Here is an 18,129-nt window from a genome sequence, read left to right as displayed (position 1 = left end):
GACAGAAAAAGGAAAATGATGATAAACGTTGAAGTTTCAGTCCGCAATTCCTGATGATTAAGCAGCGATACGGAGCGTTTTAGGCCCTTGGAACGCCAGGCAGACCAGGTCAAAACCGGGGTTTAGAACCCTAGCTAAACTGGCTTTCTGACTTGTTAATTAGCGTAAGGAACAAGTCAGATTGCTGATCAGACATCCAAACACACTGTAACCGGCCTACAAGGTGTTGGCTGGCAGGAAATGCTCTCACCGCCAATCGCAGGTACGCGCCTGAACATTCCACATCTGCATGAAGATTGCCCAGCATGTCTTTCCTGCGTATGGCAGTACTTGAAATATGCGCACGAGCGCCATGCTGAGTGCTGCAGATTTCACACAGCGACGTGCATGCCGTGCATATGCCGATAGTCATGTTGTAAACAACAGGCTGTCCATCAAAAGCTGTTTCAAACAAACGACTCTGTGAATCTAAACACGGTGCACGCATAGCCAGAGTCGGGAGTCTTTTCCGAGTTAGCTACGCGGAACGTCAGCCAGGTATTTCGGCGAAGGCAAAAAGATTAGATAGAGACTTCAAGTCAGGATGGTTTTCGGATAGGTGTAATCTGTCAGTTAACGAGCGTAGGTCTGCTGATCATCAGCGAGCGATGTAGAGATGGATGATGAAAACGCCTATGTACAGAATCTGGTTCTGAAGGTGAAAAGCTGGCTTCCAGATCTGCGTGCAACCGGGCTAATCTTGTAACCTGATATTACGTGTAATGTATATTATGTTAAATTATGTGTCTGAGAGCTGATTACTGATCCAGATCACCGACAACCTTGCGACTCCGCTGTGACCGTTGCGAAACGAGGACAAAACTAGCGATCGTTGCTCTGGAGGCCTTGTGAATAAAGGCGTTCAGCCCACTTGTACTGTGCCAAAAACTCACTTTTTTTAACGAAATCAGGACACTGGTCAGCAGGCATGTATTATCTAACCTATTGATTTTTACGGAATCGTATTCAGACGATTGTATGAGGCGTTTCTTTCGATATCGCGTAATTGCGGACACTGCTACCGAAACTGCGCGACGTTTCGGGGCCATCGAAACCCAATGAAACCGGGGCCTCTAGCCGGCTTTTTGAGATATGAGGACAAAAACCGAGTCGCCGGCCTACTTTGCGAATCCAGGACAAAAACAGAAAACTGGCCGGTGACCGTCGCGATTCGTTTAGGGCCTTCAATTCAGGTTTCCAAGCTTGCAGGCCGCTACTTTCGGGGCCTTCAGCATTTTTCTTCAACGTTGAGCTGCCGTGGCAGCATTCCCACCGAAATCTGGGATGTCTTGAGCTGCGGCCTGTCCCGAAGCGCTCGTTTGACGAATTCAGGACAAAAACCGCAACGCTTGGGCGCTGCTTTACCGGGCGAAGCCCCTGCTGACGGGGCATTCATCTATTTGGGCGAATTAAGGACAAAATCCGAATGGAAGATTTAATTCACGCATTAAGGACAAAAACCGAGGAGGAAAATCCGATCGTGGAACGGATCAATTAATATATGGCTAAAATTGCCTGGCTTTGCTGTCCCGTATTCGTGACTGAAGCTTCCTGCCATTATTATCTCTATGTTTTAAAACATACGACTTTAATTGTCGGCGCGCGGCGCGCCAACTAAAGACGGTTATTGTCGAGGGCTCATAGTTGCAGGGTTCGACATGAGGATGAATGCTCGCGTGCGCATAAGCAAGATCCTTGAAAGTGTCAAGCAATGAAGGTGAGTTGTCAGATAGAAGGTGGATAGTTGCGGGGCTGTAAAGATGGCGGTAGTATTGGGTTTCCGATTAACTGTAATGTCGGCTTGAAGAGATGCTCGACTGGGAAGGGAGGATTGAAACTTCCTAGAACAGTCAGAATAGGAAGTTCTCGTCAGGCCGTTCATTCGTGCTGGGTTGCTGCGTGTATGACCATTTCCACCTACCCACTTTTTGAATCCCATGATGATTTTGTAGATCAGGATTTTACTTTGGGTAGGTCATCTATACGCAGCGTCAATGACTACTTGGAAAGCTTCGATGAAGAGCTTCTTGCTGTCGACGGGTACCTGGCCGCGCGCGCATATCTGCGGCATTATGCGGAAAACCCCCTGACTTTTAGCACCTATCGCTGTCAAGTCGAGCGGCTCTTGTTATGGTCGTTGAATGTTCTAAAAAAGCCGATCACACAACTCAAACGCCTTGATGCTGAGGCGTTTTTAGCGTTTTGTAAGAATCCGCCAACTAGTTGGGTTGGGGACTTTTTGCAACGATCCTGATGCGTGCCGCTAAAAGCGCTAACGCTCCCATTCGGGATGGGCAAAACGTTCAGTCAGGAAGCTGATCAGCGCCCGCACCTTGCTCGCCAAGTGCTTGCGAGTCGGATAAACGACGTAGATGCCCAACTCGATGGAGTGGTATTCAGGCAGGATTTCCACCAGGGCTCCGCTGCGTAAATCCTCTCCGACCATAAAGCTCGGCTGTAGGGCAATGCCGCCGCCGGCAAGGGCGATACTGCGGCACGTATCGCCATTATTGCAGCGCACGCTCGAGCGGGTGCGCACGCTGACGCGACCGTCGGGCCCGTCGAACGGCCATTCATTGCCAGTCGCAAAGTTGGTATAGGCAATGACGCCATGTTCAGCCAGGTCCGCCAAGGTGCGCAGCGGCGGATGACTTGCCAGATAATCGGGGGATGCACACAGGCGCATACGTGTACCAGCCAGCCGCCGCCCCACCAGGGATGAATTCTCCATGCGCGCAATGCGTATCGCTGCGTCGAAGCCCTCATCCACCAAGTCCACCAAACGGTCATTCAAGCTGATATCCAACTCCACATTCGGGTGGGTGTTCATGAACACTCCCCACAGCGGCGCAAGGTGCAGAACGCCGAAACTGACCGGCGCATTCACTCGTAAAACACCGCTGGGTTCCGGCGCAGCGGACGATACAGCCTCCTCTGCCTGATCCAACAGGGCCAGCACCTCTCGTGCCTGATGGTAGAACTGCCGACCCTCCTCGGTCAGCGAAAGCTTGCGGGTGGTGCGATGCAACAGCCGCGCGCCCAATCGCTCCTCAAGGGCACTCACATACCGCGAGATAGCGGCCTTGGACATTTCGAGCGGTTCGGCCGCGCCTACAAAAGTACCTTTATCGACCACCGTGCAGAACACCTGCATCTCCAACGCTCTGTCCATCACTGTCTCACTTACTGGAACTATCCATCACATTCGGCCTTATTTATCTCAAATTCACAAGCTATAACCTGATCACGTCGAAACAAGCACCAACGTGGCACATCCACCTTGTCTGCCTTAACTAACAACTCCTTCGGAGCATTCCACCATGAACACCCCGTTCCCCCTGCTGTTTGTGTCTCATGGTGCTCCAATGTTCGCCATCGAGCCTGGCCTGGCGGGTCCCCGCCTGGCTCAGGTCGGTCGCGAGCTGCCGCGACCTGACGCTATCGTCGTCCTCTCTCCGCATTGGATGACACGCGGCGAAGTCGTTGTCACGGCGAGCACCGCGCCTGCAACCATCCATGATTTTGGAGGGTTTCCCGACGCACTGTATCAACTGAGCTACCCCGCACCGGGCGCTCCCACCCTGGCTGGGCACATCGTAGACCTGTTACAAGCAGCCGGCTGGCAGTCGCGACTGGACGCTCAACGCGGCCTGGACCATGGCGCGTGGGTACCGCTGTTGTACCTGGCACCCGAGGCGGATATCCCGGTGGTCCAGGTCTCCATGCCGGCCAGTCTGGACACCCGTCAGGCCTGGAAGCTGGGTGATGCGCTCAAGCCGCTGCGAGACATGAATGTATTGATCGTCGCGTCAGGCAGCTTGACTCACAACTTGTACGAGTTCCGCGGAGCCACCCGCGAGAGCGCCGCCTATGTCGACGCGTTCGCCGCGTGGACCGCTAAAACCCTGCAAGACGGTAACACCGAGCAATTGCTGGACTTCAAGCACTACGCGCCGTCGGCTGAGCGGGCTCACCCTACCGATGAACACTTTCTGCCCTTGCTGATCGCTCTGGGCGCAGCCGGAGAAGGCTACGAGACGCAGGTATTGGAGGGTGGCGTGACCTACGGTGTGCTGGCAATGGACAGCTACTTGTTCTCCTCGGCCCCGTCCAACGGCCACGAACCTACTCAACTGATCCAAGGCACTATCGACCATGCGTGACACTACATTTTCCGACGCAGCCCGCGAACCACAAACCGGTCTGTTTTTCCGCAAAGGCTGCAGCACCTTCACGCCTAAAGGTCGCCTGATCCTGCTGCATGGTGTGGGCTCGAACGAGGGCAATCTTGCTGCTTTGGTCAAATCGCTTCCCGAAGAGTTGGAAGTCATTCTGGTTCGCGCACCCTTGCAGGTTGGCCCGCAAGGCTTTGCCTGGTACCAGGTGAACTTCACCAGCATCGGCCCGTCCTTCAACCAGGAACAGGCGGAAGCCAGCCGCCTGCTGTTGCAGCGGTTTATCGAAGCGCTACCCGCCCTGCCGACGGTAATCGCAGGCTTCAGCCAGGGCGGCATCATGAGTGCGAGCCTGGGCGTCACTGAACCTGAGCTGGTGGCGGGGTTTGCCATATTGAGCGGTCGCATTCTGCGCGAGATTGCCCCTCGGATCGCTTCAGCCGAGCGCCTCAAGTCGGTCACGGCCTTCATCGCCCACGGTCACGAGGACGCCGTCCTGCCGGTGGACTGGGCGAACGAGGCAGATGCCTGGCTGGATCGAATCGGCGTCAAGCACGAAACCCATTTCTACAACATGGCCCACGAGATTATCGGTGAAGAACTGGCCGACCTTTCTCAATGGCTGAGCCACACGCTGTCCCTTCCCAACTAAATAAAAGGAGCTACACCATGATTGATTCCCGCACTGCACCCTACGCCGCATTCGTAATGCGCCTGGCGCTGGGCATCATGTTCATCGCCCACGGCTTGACCAAAGTGCTGGTGTTTACCCCGGCCGGCACCGCAGGCTTTTTCGAGTCCATCGGCTTCCCAGGCTTCCTGGCCTATCCGGTAATGGCGTTCGAAGTGATCGGCGGCTTGATGCTGGTGTTAGGTGTTTATGCACGCTGGGTAGCCGCACTGGCAGTGGTCCAGCTATTCGTCGCGGCGACCGTGCACTTCGGCAACGGCTGGAGCTTCAGCAACGCCAATGGCGGCTGGGAATATCCAATCTACCTGAGCGTGACCGCACTGGTCGTTGCATTGCTGGGTGAAGGCGCCTTTGCGGCCAAGCCATCCAAGAATGCTTGATTGAGACACACGTAACAGCTGCCGGCGCCCTGGAAACTCAATGCGCCGGCAACTGCGTTTGGGGCACAGGCGGTGCTCACGTCAGGCGTGACGCCATGAAGCTGACAAACGCCTTGATCTTGGGCAGCGGCTGTCGGCTGGACGGCCACAGGATGCTGAACGTGCGGTGATCACTGATATATCGATCCAGCACCGGCACCAAGCGCCCAGCCGCGATGGCGTCCTCGATAAAAAAGTCGGGCAAACAGGCGATACCCTGCCCCGCCTGCGCCATTGCCAGCAAGGCTTCAATCGCGTTTGACGTCGCCGATTGCCCCAGCTCCAGCGTGTCTTGCCCTTTCTTCGTTACCAGCGGCCAGGGATCAAGCTTACCGCTGGTGGGATAGCGATACCGCAGGCAAGCATGATCAGAAAGGTCCGCCGGCCGCAAAGGTACACCCCGACGCGAAAGGTAGTCTGGTGATGCGACCAACCGGTGACTGTAGCCGTTGAGCTTACGCATCATCAGTCGGGAATCGTCGACTTCGCCGATGCGCATCACCGCATCGAAGCCCTCCTCGATCACATTGACCAAGCGATCACTGAACTCCAGCTCCAATTCCACTTCCGGATACGCTTGCTGAAACGCAATCAAATGCGGCATCAACCGCATGCCGAGCTGTGGCAAACCGAGGCGTAACTTGCCCTGTGGGTTGCCTGCAGCCTGCGTGAGCTCTCGCTTTGCGACTTCATATTCGGCAAAAATCCGCTGGCAACGCTCCAGAAAAAGGCTGCCCTCGGCCGTCAAGGTAATCGCCCGCGTGGAACGATGAAATAGCCGCACGCCCAACTCTTCCTCAAGCCGCGCGACGGCCTTGCCAACGGCCGAGGAAGACACCCCGATCCTGCGCCCGGCCTCAGTAAAGCTGCGGGTCTGCGCCGCCTGAACGAATGCGCTGAGCGCGCCGAAATGATCCATGAACAACCTCGCCTACTTGAGCGTTATTTTCACAAATGATCGGAATTACATCCTATTTTTCTTTCCAATCATACCGCTTATAGTCCCCTCCATCGTGACTTTATGGGTGCTTCTCGCCTTCAACGTCACCGCCATCCGCTAATACGAGCGTACCCCGATGACCTCTCAACCTCGCGCGCACACAATCGCCCAGGAGCTTCAGCAACACCCTGGCTATGCCCGCGTATTCAAACCGGGGCATTTGACCTTCGGTTTCATTGCCCCGCTGGAAAGCTACCCCAATAGCCCTGGCCCCACCTTGCAGGATCACGCGCAGATGGCTCAACGCGTAGACGAAGCCGGATTTTCCGCGATCTGGCTGCGCGATGTGCCGTTCTATGACCCCAATTTCGGGGACGTCGGCCAGATCCTCGATCCACTGGTTTATGCAGGCTACCTGGCTGCCGTGACCAAGCGAATTGCGATTGGTACGGCGGGTATCGTCCTGCCGTTGCGCGATCCACTGATTGTTGCCAAGCAGGCCGCGAGCGTGGACCAGCTCTTGGGCGGGCGATTCATTCTGGGGTTGGCCACCGGTGACCGGCCGATCGAATACCCGGCTTTCGGGCTGGATTTTGAAAACCGTGCCGACCGCTTCCGTGATGCACTGGGCATCATCCGCGCAACCACGCAAAGCCATTGGGCAAAGCATACGTCGCGTTTTTATGGCCAGTTGAACGGTGAAATTGACCTGATCCCCAAACCCGTCGGGGCGCGCTTGCCAACCCTTATCGTCGGCCACGCGGGTCAGTCGCTGGAATGGATCGGTGAGCACACTGACGGGATTCTTTCCTACACCTCCAACCCTGCGTTGATTCCCCAGGTGATCGAGCGCTGGCACGCCGTCTGTGGCAACGAGGTGCACAAACCCTACGGCTACGGCACGTTGTTTGATCTGGATCGCGATCCGAACCATCCCGTTGAGGCGGGACGCGTGCTGCGCGCCGGGCGCAATGCGCTGATAGAGCATTGGAAACGCCAGCAGGATCAGGGGGTGGGTCATGTCGCCCTGCACTTCAAACCACAACGCCGCCCTGCCGCTGAAGTCATCGATGAACTGGCTGAATACCTCCTGCCGCATTTTCCAAGCATTGCCCTCCCCATTGCCTCTCAACCTACGCAGGCCGCCGAATGAAACACGCCCTTCACCACATGGATTTCATCTTCCAGACCGCCATGGGCACCTATCCTCTGGCCGCACAGTGCGAAATGCTCGCCGAGCTTGGCTACCAAGGCTTGACGATGTCTGCGTGGAGCCAAGACCTTAAGTCGATTCCCCAAGTCAAACCGACCTGGGGCCTTGACGTGGGCGCGGTCTACTTGATCTACCGCAAGGGCCTCGAATCGTTCGTGACCCAGGTTTTCGAGAGCATTGAGGGTTGCACCACCATTGAACTGGCGCTGCATTCAGGGGATGAAGTCACGGACTTTGACCGCCGCATGCTTGAGCGCCTGTTGCCTATCTGTGAGCGCAGAGGCCTGCACATAAACCTTTATCCCCACGCACGCTACGGCATGCAAACGACTTCGGAAGCCGTCGCACTGTGCCGGGAATTCAACCATCCCCTGCTCAATATCGTGTTCAACGGTTATCACTGGTACGCCACTGAAGAACAAGCCCTGGAACAACGCCTTGATGCGATGTGGCCTTGGCTCCAGCACGTGAACATTGCCGGAACACGACGTTCTCCGTTGGGTTGGGGCGGGCTGGCGACCATCGAAACGCTTGATGAAGGCGAGATGGATAATTTCGTCCTGCTGGGCGCTCTGGAACGCCGCGGCTTTACGGGTCGTGTCGGCGTGCTGGGATGGCAAAGTATGGGAGGCGACGTTTACGGCAACCTGAGCCGTTCAGCCACGGCATATCGCTCCATGGAGCAACGCCTGGCCCTACACCCTGAATGGGCCTTATTGTCCGAGACGCCACGCTAGGCGAGGAGATAGACCGTGGCCCATCGTGTCCATGCACTCGATTCATTTTTTTACTCTTCAATGGGCGTTTATGCCTTTCAGTCACAGTGCGAAATGCTCGCCGAACTCGGTTATGACGGTCTCACTGTTTCGGCCTGGGGCGGCACGCCGCTGACCGACCTGCGCCTGCTGCCGCGCGTTAGTGAGCAGCACGGCCTGCGCGTCGAAGGCTTGTACCTGGTGCTGCACGAAGGCCGCAATGATCACCTTATTCGGCGCATCATCGAAAGCGTCGAAGGGGTCGAACTCATCGAACTGGCGATCCAGACCTCAGTCAACGGCAGTCCGGCCATCATGCGGTTCATCGAGTCGCTGCTGCCCATCGCAGAACGACGCGGCTTAAGAATCGCTCTGTATCCGCATCTTCACCACGTCACCCAGACCACGGCTCAAGTGGTGCAGATCTGCGAATACTTCGCTCACCCGCGCCTGGGAGCATCGTTTAACGGCTATCACTGGTACGCCAGTCAGGAAGGCGAACTTCACCAGCGTCTTGAAGCCATGCAACCCTGGTTGATGCAAGTCGTACTGTCAGGCAGCGCGCTCAGCGAACTGGGCTGGGGCGGCGTGGCCACCATGGAGCCGGTTGACCGTGGAGAGCTGGACAACTTTGCCGTGGTCGCGGCGCTGAACAGTGTCGGATACACAGGCAGCATTGGCGTGCTTGGTTGGGACTACGGCGGCGATATCTACCTGAAACTGCAACGCTGCCTGGCGACCCTTCGCAATATTGATCGTCGCCTGGAGCGCCATCCGCATTGGTCGGACTTTTCATCGCTGTAATGCCCTCTCCACCTGATATGAAAAAGGAGCCTGCAATGACTGCCCTCTCTGTGCTTGACCTCATGATGATTGGCGAGGGTAAAACCTTCACCGACACGCTGGATGACGCGGTCGCACTGGCGCGACATGTGGAAGCCTATGGTTACAAACGATATTGGGTCGCCGAGCATCACGACCTGCCGGGCATCGCGTCTTCGGCCACCACCCTGCTCATCCAGCATCTGGCGGCGGCCACTCGCACCCTGCGCGTGGGTTCAGGCGGCATCATGCTACCCAACCACTCCCCGTTGATGGTGGCCGAGCAGTTCGGCACATTGGCCACGTTGTTCCCAGGTCGCATCGACCTGGGTATCGGTAGAGCACCGGGTTCAGCCGGGGCGGCGATCCGCGCTTTGCGCGGTGACGCATCGGAACGGGACTTCGCGCATGACATTCAACACTTGCAGGACTATCTGGCAGACAACGGGCATCAGCCGGTCCGGGCGATTCCCGGAACCCACGACGTACCACTCTGGCTTCTGGGCTCGAGCATGAACAGCGCAGACCTTGCCGCAAAGCTGGGGCTACCTTATGCATTCGCCTCGCATTTCGCGCCGCGCTTCTTGATGGATGCAATTACGCACTACCGTACTTCGTTCCGCCCATCAGCGACGCTCAAGCAGCCCTATGTGATCGCAGGTGTCAATGTTTTTGCTGCCCCCTCACGGGCCGAAGCCGATTACATCGCGAGCTCTCACCGGCAGTGGGTGTGCAACCTGTACGCCGGAAAAGCAGGCCCGTTACCCCATCCCTCGGAGGGTTTTATGGATACGCTTACGAACATTGATCGGCACACGCTCAATCAGGCGATGCTGTGCACGGCGACAGGTGACCAGGACGACGTCAGCAGTTGGCTACGCCAATTCATTACAACGACCCAGGTGGATGAAATCATCATTGATGCGCGTATTTATGACGCCAAGGCTCGCTGCCGATCCTATCAACTGATCGCCGAATCCCTTGCCGACATGCTGGGTTGATTCAGTCTGCAGTGAGGGGGGTAAGCCATGCGTGAGAAACAACAGAGGACGTGCCCCTCGCCTGACTTCGATGCCGCCATGCGCGCGATTGCTCACCCGCTGAGACGGGACATCCTGAAATGGCTCAAGGCGCCGTTGGTGTATTTCCCGCAACAGGACTGGAAGGTGGAACGGGGCGTAAGCGTTGGGCAGATCACGCAACGTTGCGGCCTGTCCCAATCGACAGTGTCCCAGCATTTGGCAGTACTCAAGCAGGTCGCCTTGGTCGATGTCCGCAAGACAGGCCCCTTTCATTTTTTCACACGCAACGAGGCAACGCTTGGGCACCTCGCTGCCCGGCTCAGGGATCAGCTTGGCAGTTCGGGTATGCAGGGGTAGGACAACGCAGAGCCATCGGTAATGTGAATGTCATGCGTGCTGCGCTGGAAAGTTCGCACCGTGGTTGGGGGCAATCCATCGTCATCGGTGTAGCTGGAGCGGGCCAGGAGATTTCCACTTGTCCCTTCCAGCTTGTTACCGGCCGCGCATGGAAAGGCTCTGCGTTCGGCGACGTCAAACGCCGCACGCAATTGCCAAAAATAGTTAAGGACGCCATGAAAGGTGAAATCGAGCTGGCGCCTTTCGTCTAACCGATTGACGGCGCCAACCCGTTTGAGCGCTATGGACGCCTAAAAACGGGTGCCCAATGAAGAGGCTAGTGCACTGCCTTTTGTCGCTTGAACCCATGCAACAATGCGTCAGTCGCCACGATCGCGTCATACACTAGTTCCGGTGTCACCGTGAAAGGCATGTTGTGCATCGTGTCGTTTTTATCGCAGGCCAACTCGGCGACTTTTCTCCACTCCGCTTCCTTGAAGTGTTTGAGCCCCAAGTCTTCAAGCGTCAGGGGTAAACCTACGGCCATCGCAATGTCCACCACCTCCTCAATCTCAGCCATAGGCGCAGCTTCCATCACGAGCTGGGTGAACAGGCCGAACACGACCTTTTCTCCGTGATGTGCGCCGTGCAGATCATGCACATTGGTCATCCCGTTATAGGTGCCGCCGCCTTGGCGGTATCCAGGGTTTTTCCGGCACCTATCCCGACGACATAATCCGCCCCACGCGCTGCTTCCACGTGCCTGTTGATTTCACTGTCGGAACACTGCCCGCCAAACACGGCCAGCTCCGCGCGTTGTTCGTTTTTGAACCCCGGCATCGCTTTCTCATGAACCCGGCCGACGATAAATTGATCGCAGATCAAATAGGCATCGGCCCCGAAGGCTTTGCCATGTATCGCTAAATCCACCAGCGCATCGGCCTGGACCAGAAATTTGGCCGGCGATGCAATGCCTTTGGTAATAGTCATCTCATTCCCTCACGTCGCATGCGCAAAACGCTCAACGTGTGCACGCTTGAGCGTTCCTCTGCGCTGATGACGAATCAGTTAAACACCATCCCGCCATCAATGATCACGGCCTGACCGGTCATGTAGTCGGAGTCAGGTCCGGACAGGAACGAAACGCAGGCCGCCACGTCTTCGGGCTGGGAAAGTCGCTTCAAAGTGATGTGTTGGGCAAATTGTTCCATCCCCCATTCAATACTTTGATTGGCGTTATCGGCCACGTCCTGGGCGACCTTGCGCATCATCGGTGTATTCACGATGCCAGGGCAGTAGGCGTTTACCGTAATGCCCAGGTGAGCCAATTCCCGGGCCGCTGTCTGGGTGATGCCACGCACGGCAAACTTGGTCCCGCCGTACACCGCCAGGTCGGGATTGCCGATATGGCCCGCCTGCGAGGAAGCACTGATGATTTTGCCACCGTGACCTAACGCCTTGAACGCGTTGACTGCCGCCTGTATGCCCCAGAGAACACCACCCACGTTGATGTCGAACGTTCGCCGATAGATCTCTGGCGTAATAGCTTCGATTGGAGCAATTGGCGCAATGCCTGCGTTATTGATGACCACATGCAGGTCACCCAAGCCATCCACCGCTGCCTGCACGGCTTTGAACACTTCCTCGCGATCGGCTACATCGACCTTTATCGCCAGGGCTTTGCCACCCGTTTTCCTGATTTTTTCAGCCACTTGATCGGCTGTTTCAAGATTCATATCGGCGCAGGCTATGGCGAACCCATCTGCCGCCAAGCGCAATGCAATGGCCTCTCCGATCCCTTGACCGGCACCGGTTACAAAAGCAACTTTTCCCAAGGACTTACTCATTCTGGTGTTCCTTCTTATTAGTGATGGGGGTTAAAGACTGCTCACACATCTGCCCAGGTTCAGAAGCTCGCCTGCAGCTTCACACCGGCAACCCAGGCATTGTCCACCTCGTAGACGCCGCCTGGGTTACGCACGTACTGCACGTTCGGGCGCACGGTTAGCCAGTTGGTCGCGTGTACGCCGTAATTGAGTTCGATGTTGTATTCGCTGTGCTGCACTGGAACGTACTGCGGATCGTCGTAGTCGCTGATGCCCGTGCTGTCATTGATCAGGCGCTGGCGCCTGGTGACATCGTCGTTGACCTTGAGGCGTGCGATGCCCAAGCCGATGTCATCGTTGGGCCGCGCATCAAACGGGCCTCTGTAGACCGCACCGATATTCTGGAAACTCTCGATGCCGCTGGTGGCCTTGTCGTCGATGGTCAGGCTGGCAAACACGCTCAAGCCGCGTGAGGCGTCGCCGTTGTGGGCAGTAAGCTGCTGTTGACCAATGATCCAGGCGCCATGTTTGCTGCTGCGCGACTTTGGCGGCTGGCCGGTCAACACCTGAGGGTTATCGTTGACGTCGTCGTACAGATCGTTGGCGTTGGCAGTGCTGTAGTAGTAACCCAGGCGGTATTCACCGGGTAAGGCTTCGTTGCCGACTGATGGCTTCCAGATGACCTCCACCGGCACCAACGCGCCTTTGGTACCACTGCCACTGAGCTTGAAGCCGTTGCCGATGCTGAGGTTCGACGGGTTCTTACACCCCGACCTGCACCGCCCAGTGTTCATCGAGGTTATAGCGCACCCGCCCGCCCCACTGGCTCACAGGCCCGCTGTACCAGACATCACCGGCGACGTTTCCGATGGGTGCACTGCAAAAAGACAGGCTCTGGAAGTCGCATGGAAAGCTGGCAAAGTCTTCGTTGACGCCCACGCGGCCAAACTTGAAATCCAGGGCGCTGTCGAAAAATTTCTGGCGGTACCACATCTGGGTCAGGCGCCAGGTCTGCCCCCTGCCCCACACCTCTTGCACCGAACTGAGCTGTGGCGCGCGGGGATCAGAAACGCGATCGTTGGAGAGGTTGTTGCCATTGCGTTCAGTTACCAGCACTTGGAACTCGGCGTCATTCCAGCCCAGCAATTTTTGCAGGTCCAGGTGAGTGCCCAGTGCCCATTGCGCGGTGTAACGCGCCGTGCGGTCATGGTCATAACCCCCGTGAACATTGGTGGCGGCTTCACCGACGTAACCGACGAACACGTCAACACCCTGCTCCAGCAGCTCACTGCGTACCCCTCCCCAATCTCCGGTGCCCCATTTCGAGGAAGCGTCGTCGGCGGATGCAGGCACGGCGATGCATGACAGGAGCCCGAGCCCCATCGGCAATTTCCAAGCGATGTTCATGTCGATTTACCCTATTGTTTTTTTGTTTACGACACGTCGTTGACTGGACCGCAGGGCAACGCTCCTGCGGTCACTCAAGAAAGCAATCAGTTGAACAGTGGGCAGCTACAGCTCAAATGCCGGCCAGGCACAGGTATTTGATCTCCAGGTAATCCTCCAACCCGTATTTGGAGCCTTCCCGGCCGATACCCGATGCCTTCACCCCACCAAACGGTGCGGCTTCGGAACTGATAATCCCGGTGTTGACCCCGACGATCCCGTACTCCAGCGCCTCCCCCAAACGGAACACCCGGCTCAGGTTTGCGGTGTAGAAATACGCCGCCAGACCAAATTCGGTGTCGTTGGCTTTAGCGATGACTTCGGCGTCGTCGAAGAAGCGGAAGACCGGCGCCAATGGCCCGAAGGTTTCTTCCTTGGCGACCCGAGCGGTGTCCGGCACGTCCACCAGGATGGTGGGCTCAAAGAAATTGGCGCCCTGGGCATGCGCACCACCGCCCTGGACCACCTTGGCCCCTTTGGCCAAGGCATCCTCGATATGCTCGCGCACCTTGGCGACGGCCTTGCCATCAATCAGCGGCCCAAGAGTGACGCCATCGGTAAAACCATCGCCAATCTTCAGAGCGCCCACCGCTGATGCGAGTTTGTCGACGAAGGCGTCGTACACGTTGTCATGCACATACAGGCGATTGGCGCAGACGCAGGTCTGCCCGGCATTGCGAAACTTCGAAGCGAGTGCGCCCTCAACGGCAGCATCCAGATCGGCATCTTCGAACACGATAAAGGGCGCGTTGCCGCCAAGCTCCAGGGAAACTTTCTTGATGTCGTGGGCGCATTTTTCCATGATCTGGCGCCCGATCTCGGTAGACCCCGTGAAGGAAATCTTTCGTACCACCGGGTTGCTGGTCAGCTCCTCGGCAATCTCTGCCGCGGCGCCCGTGACCACCGACAGCACCCCCTTGGGAATGCCCGCCTGTTCGGCGAGGTACACCAGCGCCAATGCCGAGAACGGCGTCTGGGAGGCAGGTTTGATGACCATGGTGCAACCGGCGGCCAGCGCCGGCCCGGCTTTGCGGGTGATCATTGCGCTGGGGAAATTCCATGGCGTAATCGCAGCGCAAACACCCACAGGCTGTTTGATGACCAACAAGCGTTTGTCCGTTGCGCCCGCAATAATATCGCCGTAGACCCGCTTCGCCTCCTCCGCATACCACTCGATATAGGACGCGCCGAAGACAATTTCACCCAGCGCTTCAGGCAGCGGCTTGCCCTGCTCCAGGGTCATGATGTGAGCCAGATCGTGCTGGTTTTCGATAATCAAGTCGTACCAACGTCGTAACGCATTGGCGCGGGCCTTCGCAGAAAGCTCACGCCAGGCCGGCAGCGCGCGCTCGGCCGCTTGGATGGCACGGCGTGTTTCGGCCTTGCCCATGCGTGGCACCTGGCCGACGGTCACCCCCGTCGATGGATTGACCACGGTAATAATGCTTTCGTTGTCGGCGGCTAGCCACTCACCGTCGATATAGGCTTGGTGACGCAAGAGTCGAGGGTTGTTCAACTTCATTTCAGGAGCTCCGTAGCGCGGCGCGATTGCGTCTGATCGATGCTCACGGCCTTGAATTTGAAGCCCCGATAGTCATCGTTCTTGACCGCTGCCAATTGTTCGCTGAACGCGCCCAAACCACCCATGTAGAAATAAACCTTGTTGCTTTTGCCGGGGATATTGGCGCCGAAGATCCACGACTCGGTCTTGGCGAACAGCGTCTGATCGGCAATGTCCTGGCAGGTCTTGCCCCATTCCTGCTCGCTTTGCGCAGACGGTTCCACGCAGGCCAACTCGTTCTGCTCCATGAACCCCACCAGATCGGAGACCCACTCCACTTCGGTTTCAATCGTCGGCGGAAGATTGGTAAACGGACCGTTAGGCCCCAGGATCATGAACATATTCGGGAATTTGGCGGTGGCCACCGACAGGTAGCTCGATGGGCCGTCAGCCCAGTGATCCTTCATCGAGACGTTATCGCGGCCGCGAATATCGATGCGCTTGTAATTACCGTCTACGGCGTCAAAACCGGTGGCAAACACCAGCACATCAAGCTCGTGCTCGACGCCATCTGCCGTACGAATTCCCTTGGCAGTAATCTCCTCAATCGGGTTGGCCTTGACGTCGACCAGCGACACATTGGCCCGATTGAAGGTGGCGTAGTAGCCGCTGTCGCACAACGGGCGCTTGGCGTACAGGTCGCGTGGCATGAGCTTGCGTGCGGTTTCCGGGTCGGTGACGATCTCGGCGATTTTCTCGCGGACGAAGTTTTGCGCCTCGATATTGGCCTCTTCACTGGTGGCGATATCGTTGAAGGTCTGGAACATGTAGCGGAAACCGCCGCCACCGTCCCAGGCGCGTTGGAAGATGGCTTTGCGTTCAGCAGCATCCACACTCATGGTGGGAATGTCGCTTTCTGGGAAGCCGAACGCCAAGCGCGAGGAACGCACCTCCTGCCAGATCGCGTCATAGTTGCGCTTGATGTCTTCGACGTAGTCGCGACTGACCGGGCCGTTGCCCACCGGCACGGTGTACTGCGCAGAGCGCTGGAACACGGTCAGGTGGCCGACTGTCGGTGCGAGCGCGGTGATGACCTGGCAACCCGTCGAACCCGTGCCGATCACACCCACGCGCTTGCCTTCCAGCACAGCATCAGCCGGCCAGTTGGCGGTGTGATACATGTGCCCCTCGAATTGGTCGACGCCTTTGATCTTGGGTACATTCGTTGCCGACAACAGGCCCAGCGCCGTCACCAGGTACTTGGCGCTGTATTGATGACCGTCATCGGCCGAGACCAGCCAGCGGCTGCTCTGCTCGTCGAACACGGCGGCGGTAATCCCTGTTTCAAGCTGGATGTCGCGGCGCAAGTCGTGGCGATCCACTGCGTGGTTCAGGTAGGACAGGATCTGCGGCTGGGTCAGGTAGCGTGTGGTGATGTCCCATTCCTGGCACAGTTCGCGGTCCCAGGAGAAGCAATAGACAAACGATTCACTGTCGGATAACGCGCCGGGGTAGCGATTCCAGAACCAGGTACCGCCGATGCCACCGGCCTTGTCGAAGGCGCGCACTTTCAAGCCCAATTCATCGCGTAACTTCTTGAGCATGTAAATGCCGCCGAAACCTGCGCCGATCACAATGGCGTCGTAGTTGATAACGTCGGTGCCAACGGAACGTTTAGCCAGAACTGTAGTTGTCATTATGTTCTCCTGTTTCGATCAGTGCGCCCGCAGAGGTGAACCAAACTGCAGGCAAGCCGTATCCGTTTCCCTGGGCGAGCGCTCCGGGAACGTATCTTCAATGGGTGCTTGACGGGCCAGGGCAGGCCCGCGGTTTCAACTAAAGCGAGAAGCCGCCGTCGACGGCAACTGCCTGGCCGGTGACATGGGGGGCACAGGCCAGGTAAACCGCCAGTTGGCCCATGTCTTCCACGGTTTGCGCTTCCCCTTGGGGCAACAGGCTGGACTGATGCCGCTCCCAGGATTGCACTTCGGTTTCGCCCGGTTGCGCCCAGCGTGCGGAAAGTCCCTCATCACCGCGCCACATGCCGGTGCCCACAACACCTGGGCAAAGGGCGTTAACCGTGATGCCTTCGCGGGCAACTTCCTTGGCAAAGGCGTTGGTAAAACCGATCACGGCGAACTTGGAGGCGCTGTAGTGGGAGAGGTCCGGGAAACCGACTTTGCCGGCAATCGAAGCCAGGTTGATGATGCGGCCGAACTTGTGCTCGCGCATCAGCTTGAGTTCGGCCTGGCAGCACAAGAAGACGCCACGCGCATTGATATTCATGATGCGGTCCCACTCGCTGACCGCTAACTCATCGACCCGGCCGAGGCTGACTACGCCCGCATTGTTGACGGCGACGTCCAAGCGGCCAAACGCCGACCTGACTTGCTCGATCATGCTGGCAACACTTTCGGCCTGGCTGACATCCACTTGCACGGCGACCGCACGTCGACCCAGTTCGCGAACATTGGCAGCCGCCTCTTCGGCGATATTGATGTCGTAGTCGGCGAGTACCAGATCAGCGCCAGCGTGGGCCAGGCTCAGTGCGATGCCTTGGCCAATGCCTCGACCGGCACCCGTCACCAGGGCGACTTTGCCTGCCAGGGAGAAATCGACAGCTTTGAATTGGCTCATGTGATGCCTCTGTTCATTATTGTTGTGAGAAACAGCCGTCTCATGCGGCTCGCTGAAACAGTCAGAGCAAGTCAAATGCCAAGATCGACTAACCAGGCTGAAAGGTCCGGGATAGAGGGTTTTTAGATTTGAATTCTGCGTGTCACGCGCGGCCGATCTAACACATTACGTCTCCCTGTCCTCAGGTCCTGCTGCGAACAATGAGATGTTATGTCTCACCGGGACCTGCCAGCCGATACCGCTTGAAGGGGACGGTTAGACCGCCTTTAATGGGCCTCACAGAAAAATAAGATCCAATCTTCGGAGG

Annotated in this window: 18 protein-coding genes and 2 pseudogenes; 11 read left to right on the top strand and 9 right to left on the bottom strand. The window is 57.3% G+C overall.

What is annotated here, in order from left to right:
• Positions 1 to 1,097: 1,097 nt before the first annotated feature.
• Both ACA063_RS14415 and ACA063_RS14410 read left to right on the top strand, forming a co-directional pair.
• Positions 1,098 to 1,478: a hypothetical protein gene (locus tag ACA063_RS14415; protein ID WP_497666426.1), complete on the top strand. Its 381-nt coding sequence runs from the start codon at positions 1,098 to 1,100 to the stop codon at positions 1,476 to 1,478.
• Between the two features lie 464 nt (positions 1,479 to 1,942).
• Positions 1,943 to 2,293: a hypothetical protein gene (locus ACA063_RS14410; protein WP_497666425.1), complete on the top strand. Its 351-nt coding sequence runs from the start codon at positions 1,943 to 1,945 to the stop codon at positions 2,291 to 2,293.
• A gap of 18 nt (positions 2,294 to 2,311) precedes the next feature.
• On the opposite strand, the gene ACA063_RS14405 is transcribed toward ACA063_RS14410, so the two are convergent.
• On the bottom strand, positions 2,312 to 3,211 hold the full coding sequence (locus tag ACA063_RS14405) for a LysR family transcriptional regulator (protein WP_497666424.1): 900 nt from the start codon (positions 3,209 to 3,211) through the stop codon (positions 2,312 to 2,314).
• Positions 3,212 to 3,359: 148 nt separating this feature from the next.
• Between ACA063_RS14405 and ACA063_RS14400 the strand changes: the two genes are divergently transcribed.
• Genes ACA063_RS14400 through ACA063_RS14390 form a run of 3 tightly spaced genes read left to right on the top strand, consistent with a single transcriptional unit; the run spans position 3,360 to position 5,285 of the window.
• Positions 3,360 to 4,202 carry a DODA-type extradiol aromatic ring-opening family dioxygenase gene (locus ACA063_RS14400; protein WP_497666423.1) on the top strand — a complete coding sequence of 281 codons (843 nt, stop codon included), beginning with the start codon at positions 3,360 to 3,362 and terminating at the stop codon, positions 4,200 to 4,202.
• Entirely contained in the window at positions 4,195 to 4,866 is a 672-nt protein-coding gene (locus ACA063_RS14395; protein WP_497666422.1) for an alpha/beta hydrolase, read from the top strand. The genes ACA063_RS14400 and ACA063_RS14395 overlap by 8 nt, the downstream gene beginning before the upstream one ends.
• Positions 4,867 to 4,883: 17 nt before the next feature.
• Positions 4,884 to 5,285 (top strand): DoxX family protein, encoded by a 402-nt coding sequence (locus ACA063_RS14390; RefSeq protein WP_497666421.1) that lies wholly within the window; start codon positions 4,884 to 4,886, stop codon positions 5,283 to 5,285.
• A 76-nt stretch (positions 5,286 to 5,361) separates the two neighbouring features.
• Here the strand turns inward: ACA063_RS14390 and ACA063_RS14385 are convergent, their stop codons facing one another.
• The gene (locus tag ACA063_RS14385) at positions 5,362 to 6,243 is read right to left on the bottom strand and encodes a LysR family transcriptional regulator (protein ID WP_497666420.1); all 882 of its coding nucleotides are present in this window, start codon (positions 6,241 to 6,243) and stop codon (positions 5,362 to 5,364) included.
• Between the two features lie 157 nt (positions 6,244 to 6,400).
• On the opposite strand from ACA063_RS14385, the gene ACA063_RS14380 reads away from it, so the two are divergent.
• The 6 genes and pseudogenes from ACA063_RS14380 to ACA063_RS14355 all read left to right on the top strand — a co-directional run.
• Positions 6,401 to 7,417, top strand: coding sequence for an LLM class oxidoreductase (locus tag ACA063_RS14380; RefSeq protein ID WP_497666419.1), 1,017 nt, complete (start codon positions 6,401 to 6,403; stop codon positions 7,415 to 7,417).
• A complete protein-coding gene (locus tag ACA063_RS14375; RefSeq protein WP_497666418.1) occupies positions 7,414 to 8,214 on the top strand; it encodes a sugar phosphate isomerase/epimerase family protein in 801 nt (266 codons plus the stop codon). Before ACA063_RS14380 ends, ACA063_RS14375 begins: the two co-directional genes overlap by 4 nt.
• Before the next feature lie 15 nt (positions 8,215 to 8,229).
• A complete protein-coding gene (locus ACA063_RS14370; protein WP_497666417.1) occupies positions 8,230 to 9,036 on the top strand; it encodes a sugar phosphate isomerase/epimerase family protein in 807 nt (268 codons plus the stop codon).
• Between the two features lie 35 nt (positions 9,037 to 9,071).
• Positions 9,072 to 10,055 (top strand): LLM class flavin-dependent oxidoreductase, encoded by a 984-nt coding sequence (locus ACA063_RS14365; RefSeq protein ID WP_497666416.1) that lies wholly within the window; start codon positions 9,072 to 9,074, stop codon positions 10,053 to 10,055.
• Positions 10,056 to 10,082: 27 nt separating this feature from the next.
• The gene (locus tag ACA063_RS14360) at positions 10,083 to 10,433 is read left to right on the top strand and encodes an ArsR/SmtB family transcription factor (RefSeq protein ID WP_497666415.1); all 351 of its coding nucleotides are present in this window, start codon (positions 10,083 to 10,085) and stop codon (positions 10,431 to 10,433) included.
• Between the two features lie 14 nt (positions 10,434 to 10,447).
• Positions 10,448 to 10,681 (top strand): annotated as a pseudogene (locus ACA063_RS14355) (S-(hydroxymethyl)glutathione dehydrogenase); the annotation flags it as partial.
• Positions 10,682 to 10,749: 68 nt separating this feature from the next.
• Here ACA063_RS14355 and ACA063_RS14350 read toward each other — a convergent pair.
• The 7 genes and pseudogenes from ACA063_RS14350 to ACA063_RS14320 all read right to left on the bottom strand — a co-directional run bounded on the left by ACA063_RS14350 (position 10,750) and on the right by ACA063_RS14320 (position 17,822).
• Positions 10,750 to 11,073, bottom strand: a complete 324-nt coding sequence (locus tag ACA063_RS14350) for a hypothetical protein (RefSeq protein ID WP_497666414.1) — start codon at positions 11,071 to 11,073, stop codon at positions 10,750 to 10,752.
• Between the two features lie 5 nt (positions 11,074 to 11,078).
• A complete protein-coding gene (locus ACA063_RS14345; protein ID WP_497666413.1) occupies positions 11,079 to 11,402 on the bottom strand; it encodes an iron-containing alcohol dehydrogenase in 324 nt (107 codons plus the stop codon).
• Positions 11,403 to 11,476: 74 nt separating this feature from the next.
• Entirely contained in the window at positions 11,477 to 12,259 is a 783-nt protein-coding gene (locus ACA063_RS14340; protein WP_497666412.1) for a (S)-acetoin forming diacetyl reductase, read from the bottom strand.
• 59 nt (positions 12,260 to 12,318) lie between these two features.
• A pseudogene (locus ACA063_RS14335) lies at positions 12,319 to 13,645 on the bottom strand (carbohydrate porin).
• A gap of 112 nt (positions 13,646 to 13,757) precedes the next feature.
• Positions 13,758 to 15,206 (bottom strand): NADP-dependent succinate-semialdehyde dehydrogenase, encoded by a 1,449-nt coding sequence (gene gabD, locus ACA063_RS14330; protein ID WP_497666411.1) that lies wholly within the window; start codon positions 15,204 to 15,206, stop codon positions 13,758 to 13,760.
• The gene (locus tag ACA063_RS14325; RefSeq protein WP_497666410.1) at positions 15,203 to 16,882 is read right to left on the bottom strand and encodes a flavin-containing monooxygenase; all 1,680 of its coding nucleotides are present in this window, start codon (positions 16,880 to 16,882) and stop codon (positions 15,203 to 15,205) included. Before ACA063_RS14325 ends, gabD begins: the two co-directional genes overlap by 4 nt.
• A 139-nt stretch (positions 16,883 to 17,021) precedes the next feature.
• Positions 17,022 to 17,822, bottom strand: a complete 801-nt coding sequence (locus ACA063_RS14320; protein ID WP_497666409.1) for an SDR family NAD(P)-dependent oxidoreductase — start codon at positions 17,820 to 17,822, stop codon at positions 17,022 to 17,024.
• Positions 17,823 to 18,129 lie beyond the last annotated feature (307 nt).

It is taken from the genome of Pseudomonas sp. LBUM1643, from assembly GCF_059716215.1.
The sequence above is the reverse complement of the archived record's forward strand: the minus strand, read 5'-3'. Positions and strand labels throughout refer to the sequence as shown.

What these genes read in the sequence shown, in the direction of transcription:
- ACA063_RS14360 (WP_497666415.1), top strand. Translation starts at nt 10,083, where the DNA reads ATGCGTGAGAAACAACAGAGGACGTGCCCCTCGCCTGACTTCGATGCC.
- ACA063_RS14405 (WP_497666424.1), bottom strand. Translation starts at nt 3,211, where the DNA reads ATGGACAGAGCGTTGGAGATGCAGGTGTTCTGCACGGTGGTCGATAAA.
- ACA063_RS14400 (WP_497666423.1), top strand. Translation starts at nt 3,360, where the DNA reads ATGAACACCCCGTTCCCCCTGCTGTTTGTGTCTCATGGTGCTCCAATG.
- ACA063_RS14365 (WP_497666416.1), top strand. Translation starts at nt 9,072, where the DNA reads ATGACTGCCCTCTCTGTGCTTGACCTCATGATGATTGGCGAGGGTAAA.
- ACA063_RS14345 (WP_497666413.1), bottom strand. Translation starts at nt 11,402, where the DNA reads ATGACTATTACCAAAGGCATTGCATCGCCGGCCAAATTTCTGGTCCAG.
- ACA063_RS14390 (WP_497666421.1), top strand. Translation starts at nt 4,884, where the DNA reads ATGATTGATTCCCGCACTGCACCCTACGCCGCATTCGTAATGCGCCTG.
- ACA063_RS14340 (WP_497666412.1), bottom strand. Translation starts at nt 12,259, where the DNA reads ATGAGTAAGTCCTTGGGAAAAGTTGCTTTTGTAACCGGTGCCGGTCAA.
- ACA063_RS14385 (WP_497666420.1), bottom strand. Translation starts at nt 6,243, where the DNA reads ATGGATCATTTCGGCGCGCTCAGCGCATTCGTTCAGGCGGCGCAGACC.
- ACA063_RS14415 (WP_497666426.1), top strand. Translation starts at nt 1,098, where the DNA reads ATGAAACCGGGGCCTCTAGCCGGCTTTTTGAGATATGAGGACAAAAAC.
- ACA063_RS14325 (WP_497666410.1), bottom strand. Translation starts at nt 16,882, where the DNA reads ATGACAACTACAGTTCTGGCTAAACGTTCCGTTGGCACCGACGTTATC.
- ACA063_RS14410 (WP_497666425.1), top strand. Translation starts at nt 1,943, where the DNA reads ATGACCATTTCCACCTACCCACTTTTTGAATCCCATGATGATTTTGTA.
- gabD (WP_497666411.1), bottom strand. Translation starts at nt 15,206, where the DNA reads ATGAAGTTGAACAACCCTCGACTCTTGCGTCACCAAGCCTATATCGAC.
- ACA063_RS14380 (WP_497666419.1), top strand. Translation starts at nt 6,401, where the DNA reads ATGACCTCTCAACCTCGCGCGCACACAATCGCCCAGGAGCTTCAGCAA.
- ACA063_RS14395 (WP_497666422.1), top strand. Translation starts at nt 4,195, where the DNA reads ATGCGTGACACTACATTTTCCGACGCAGCCCGCGAACCACAAACCGGT.
- ACA063_RS14320 (WP_497666409.1), bottom strand. Translation starts at nt 17,822, where the DNA reads ATGAGCCAATTCAAAGCTGTCGATTTCTCCCTGGCAGGCAAAGTCGCC.
- ACA063_RS14375 (WP_497666418.1), top strand. Translation starts at nt 7,414, where the DNA reads ATGAAACACGCCCTTCACCACATGGATTTCATCTTCCAGACCGCCATG.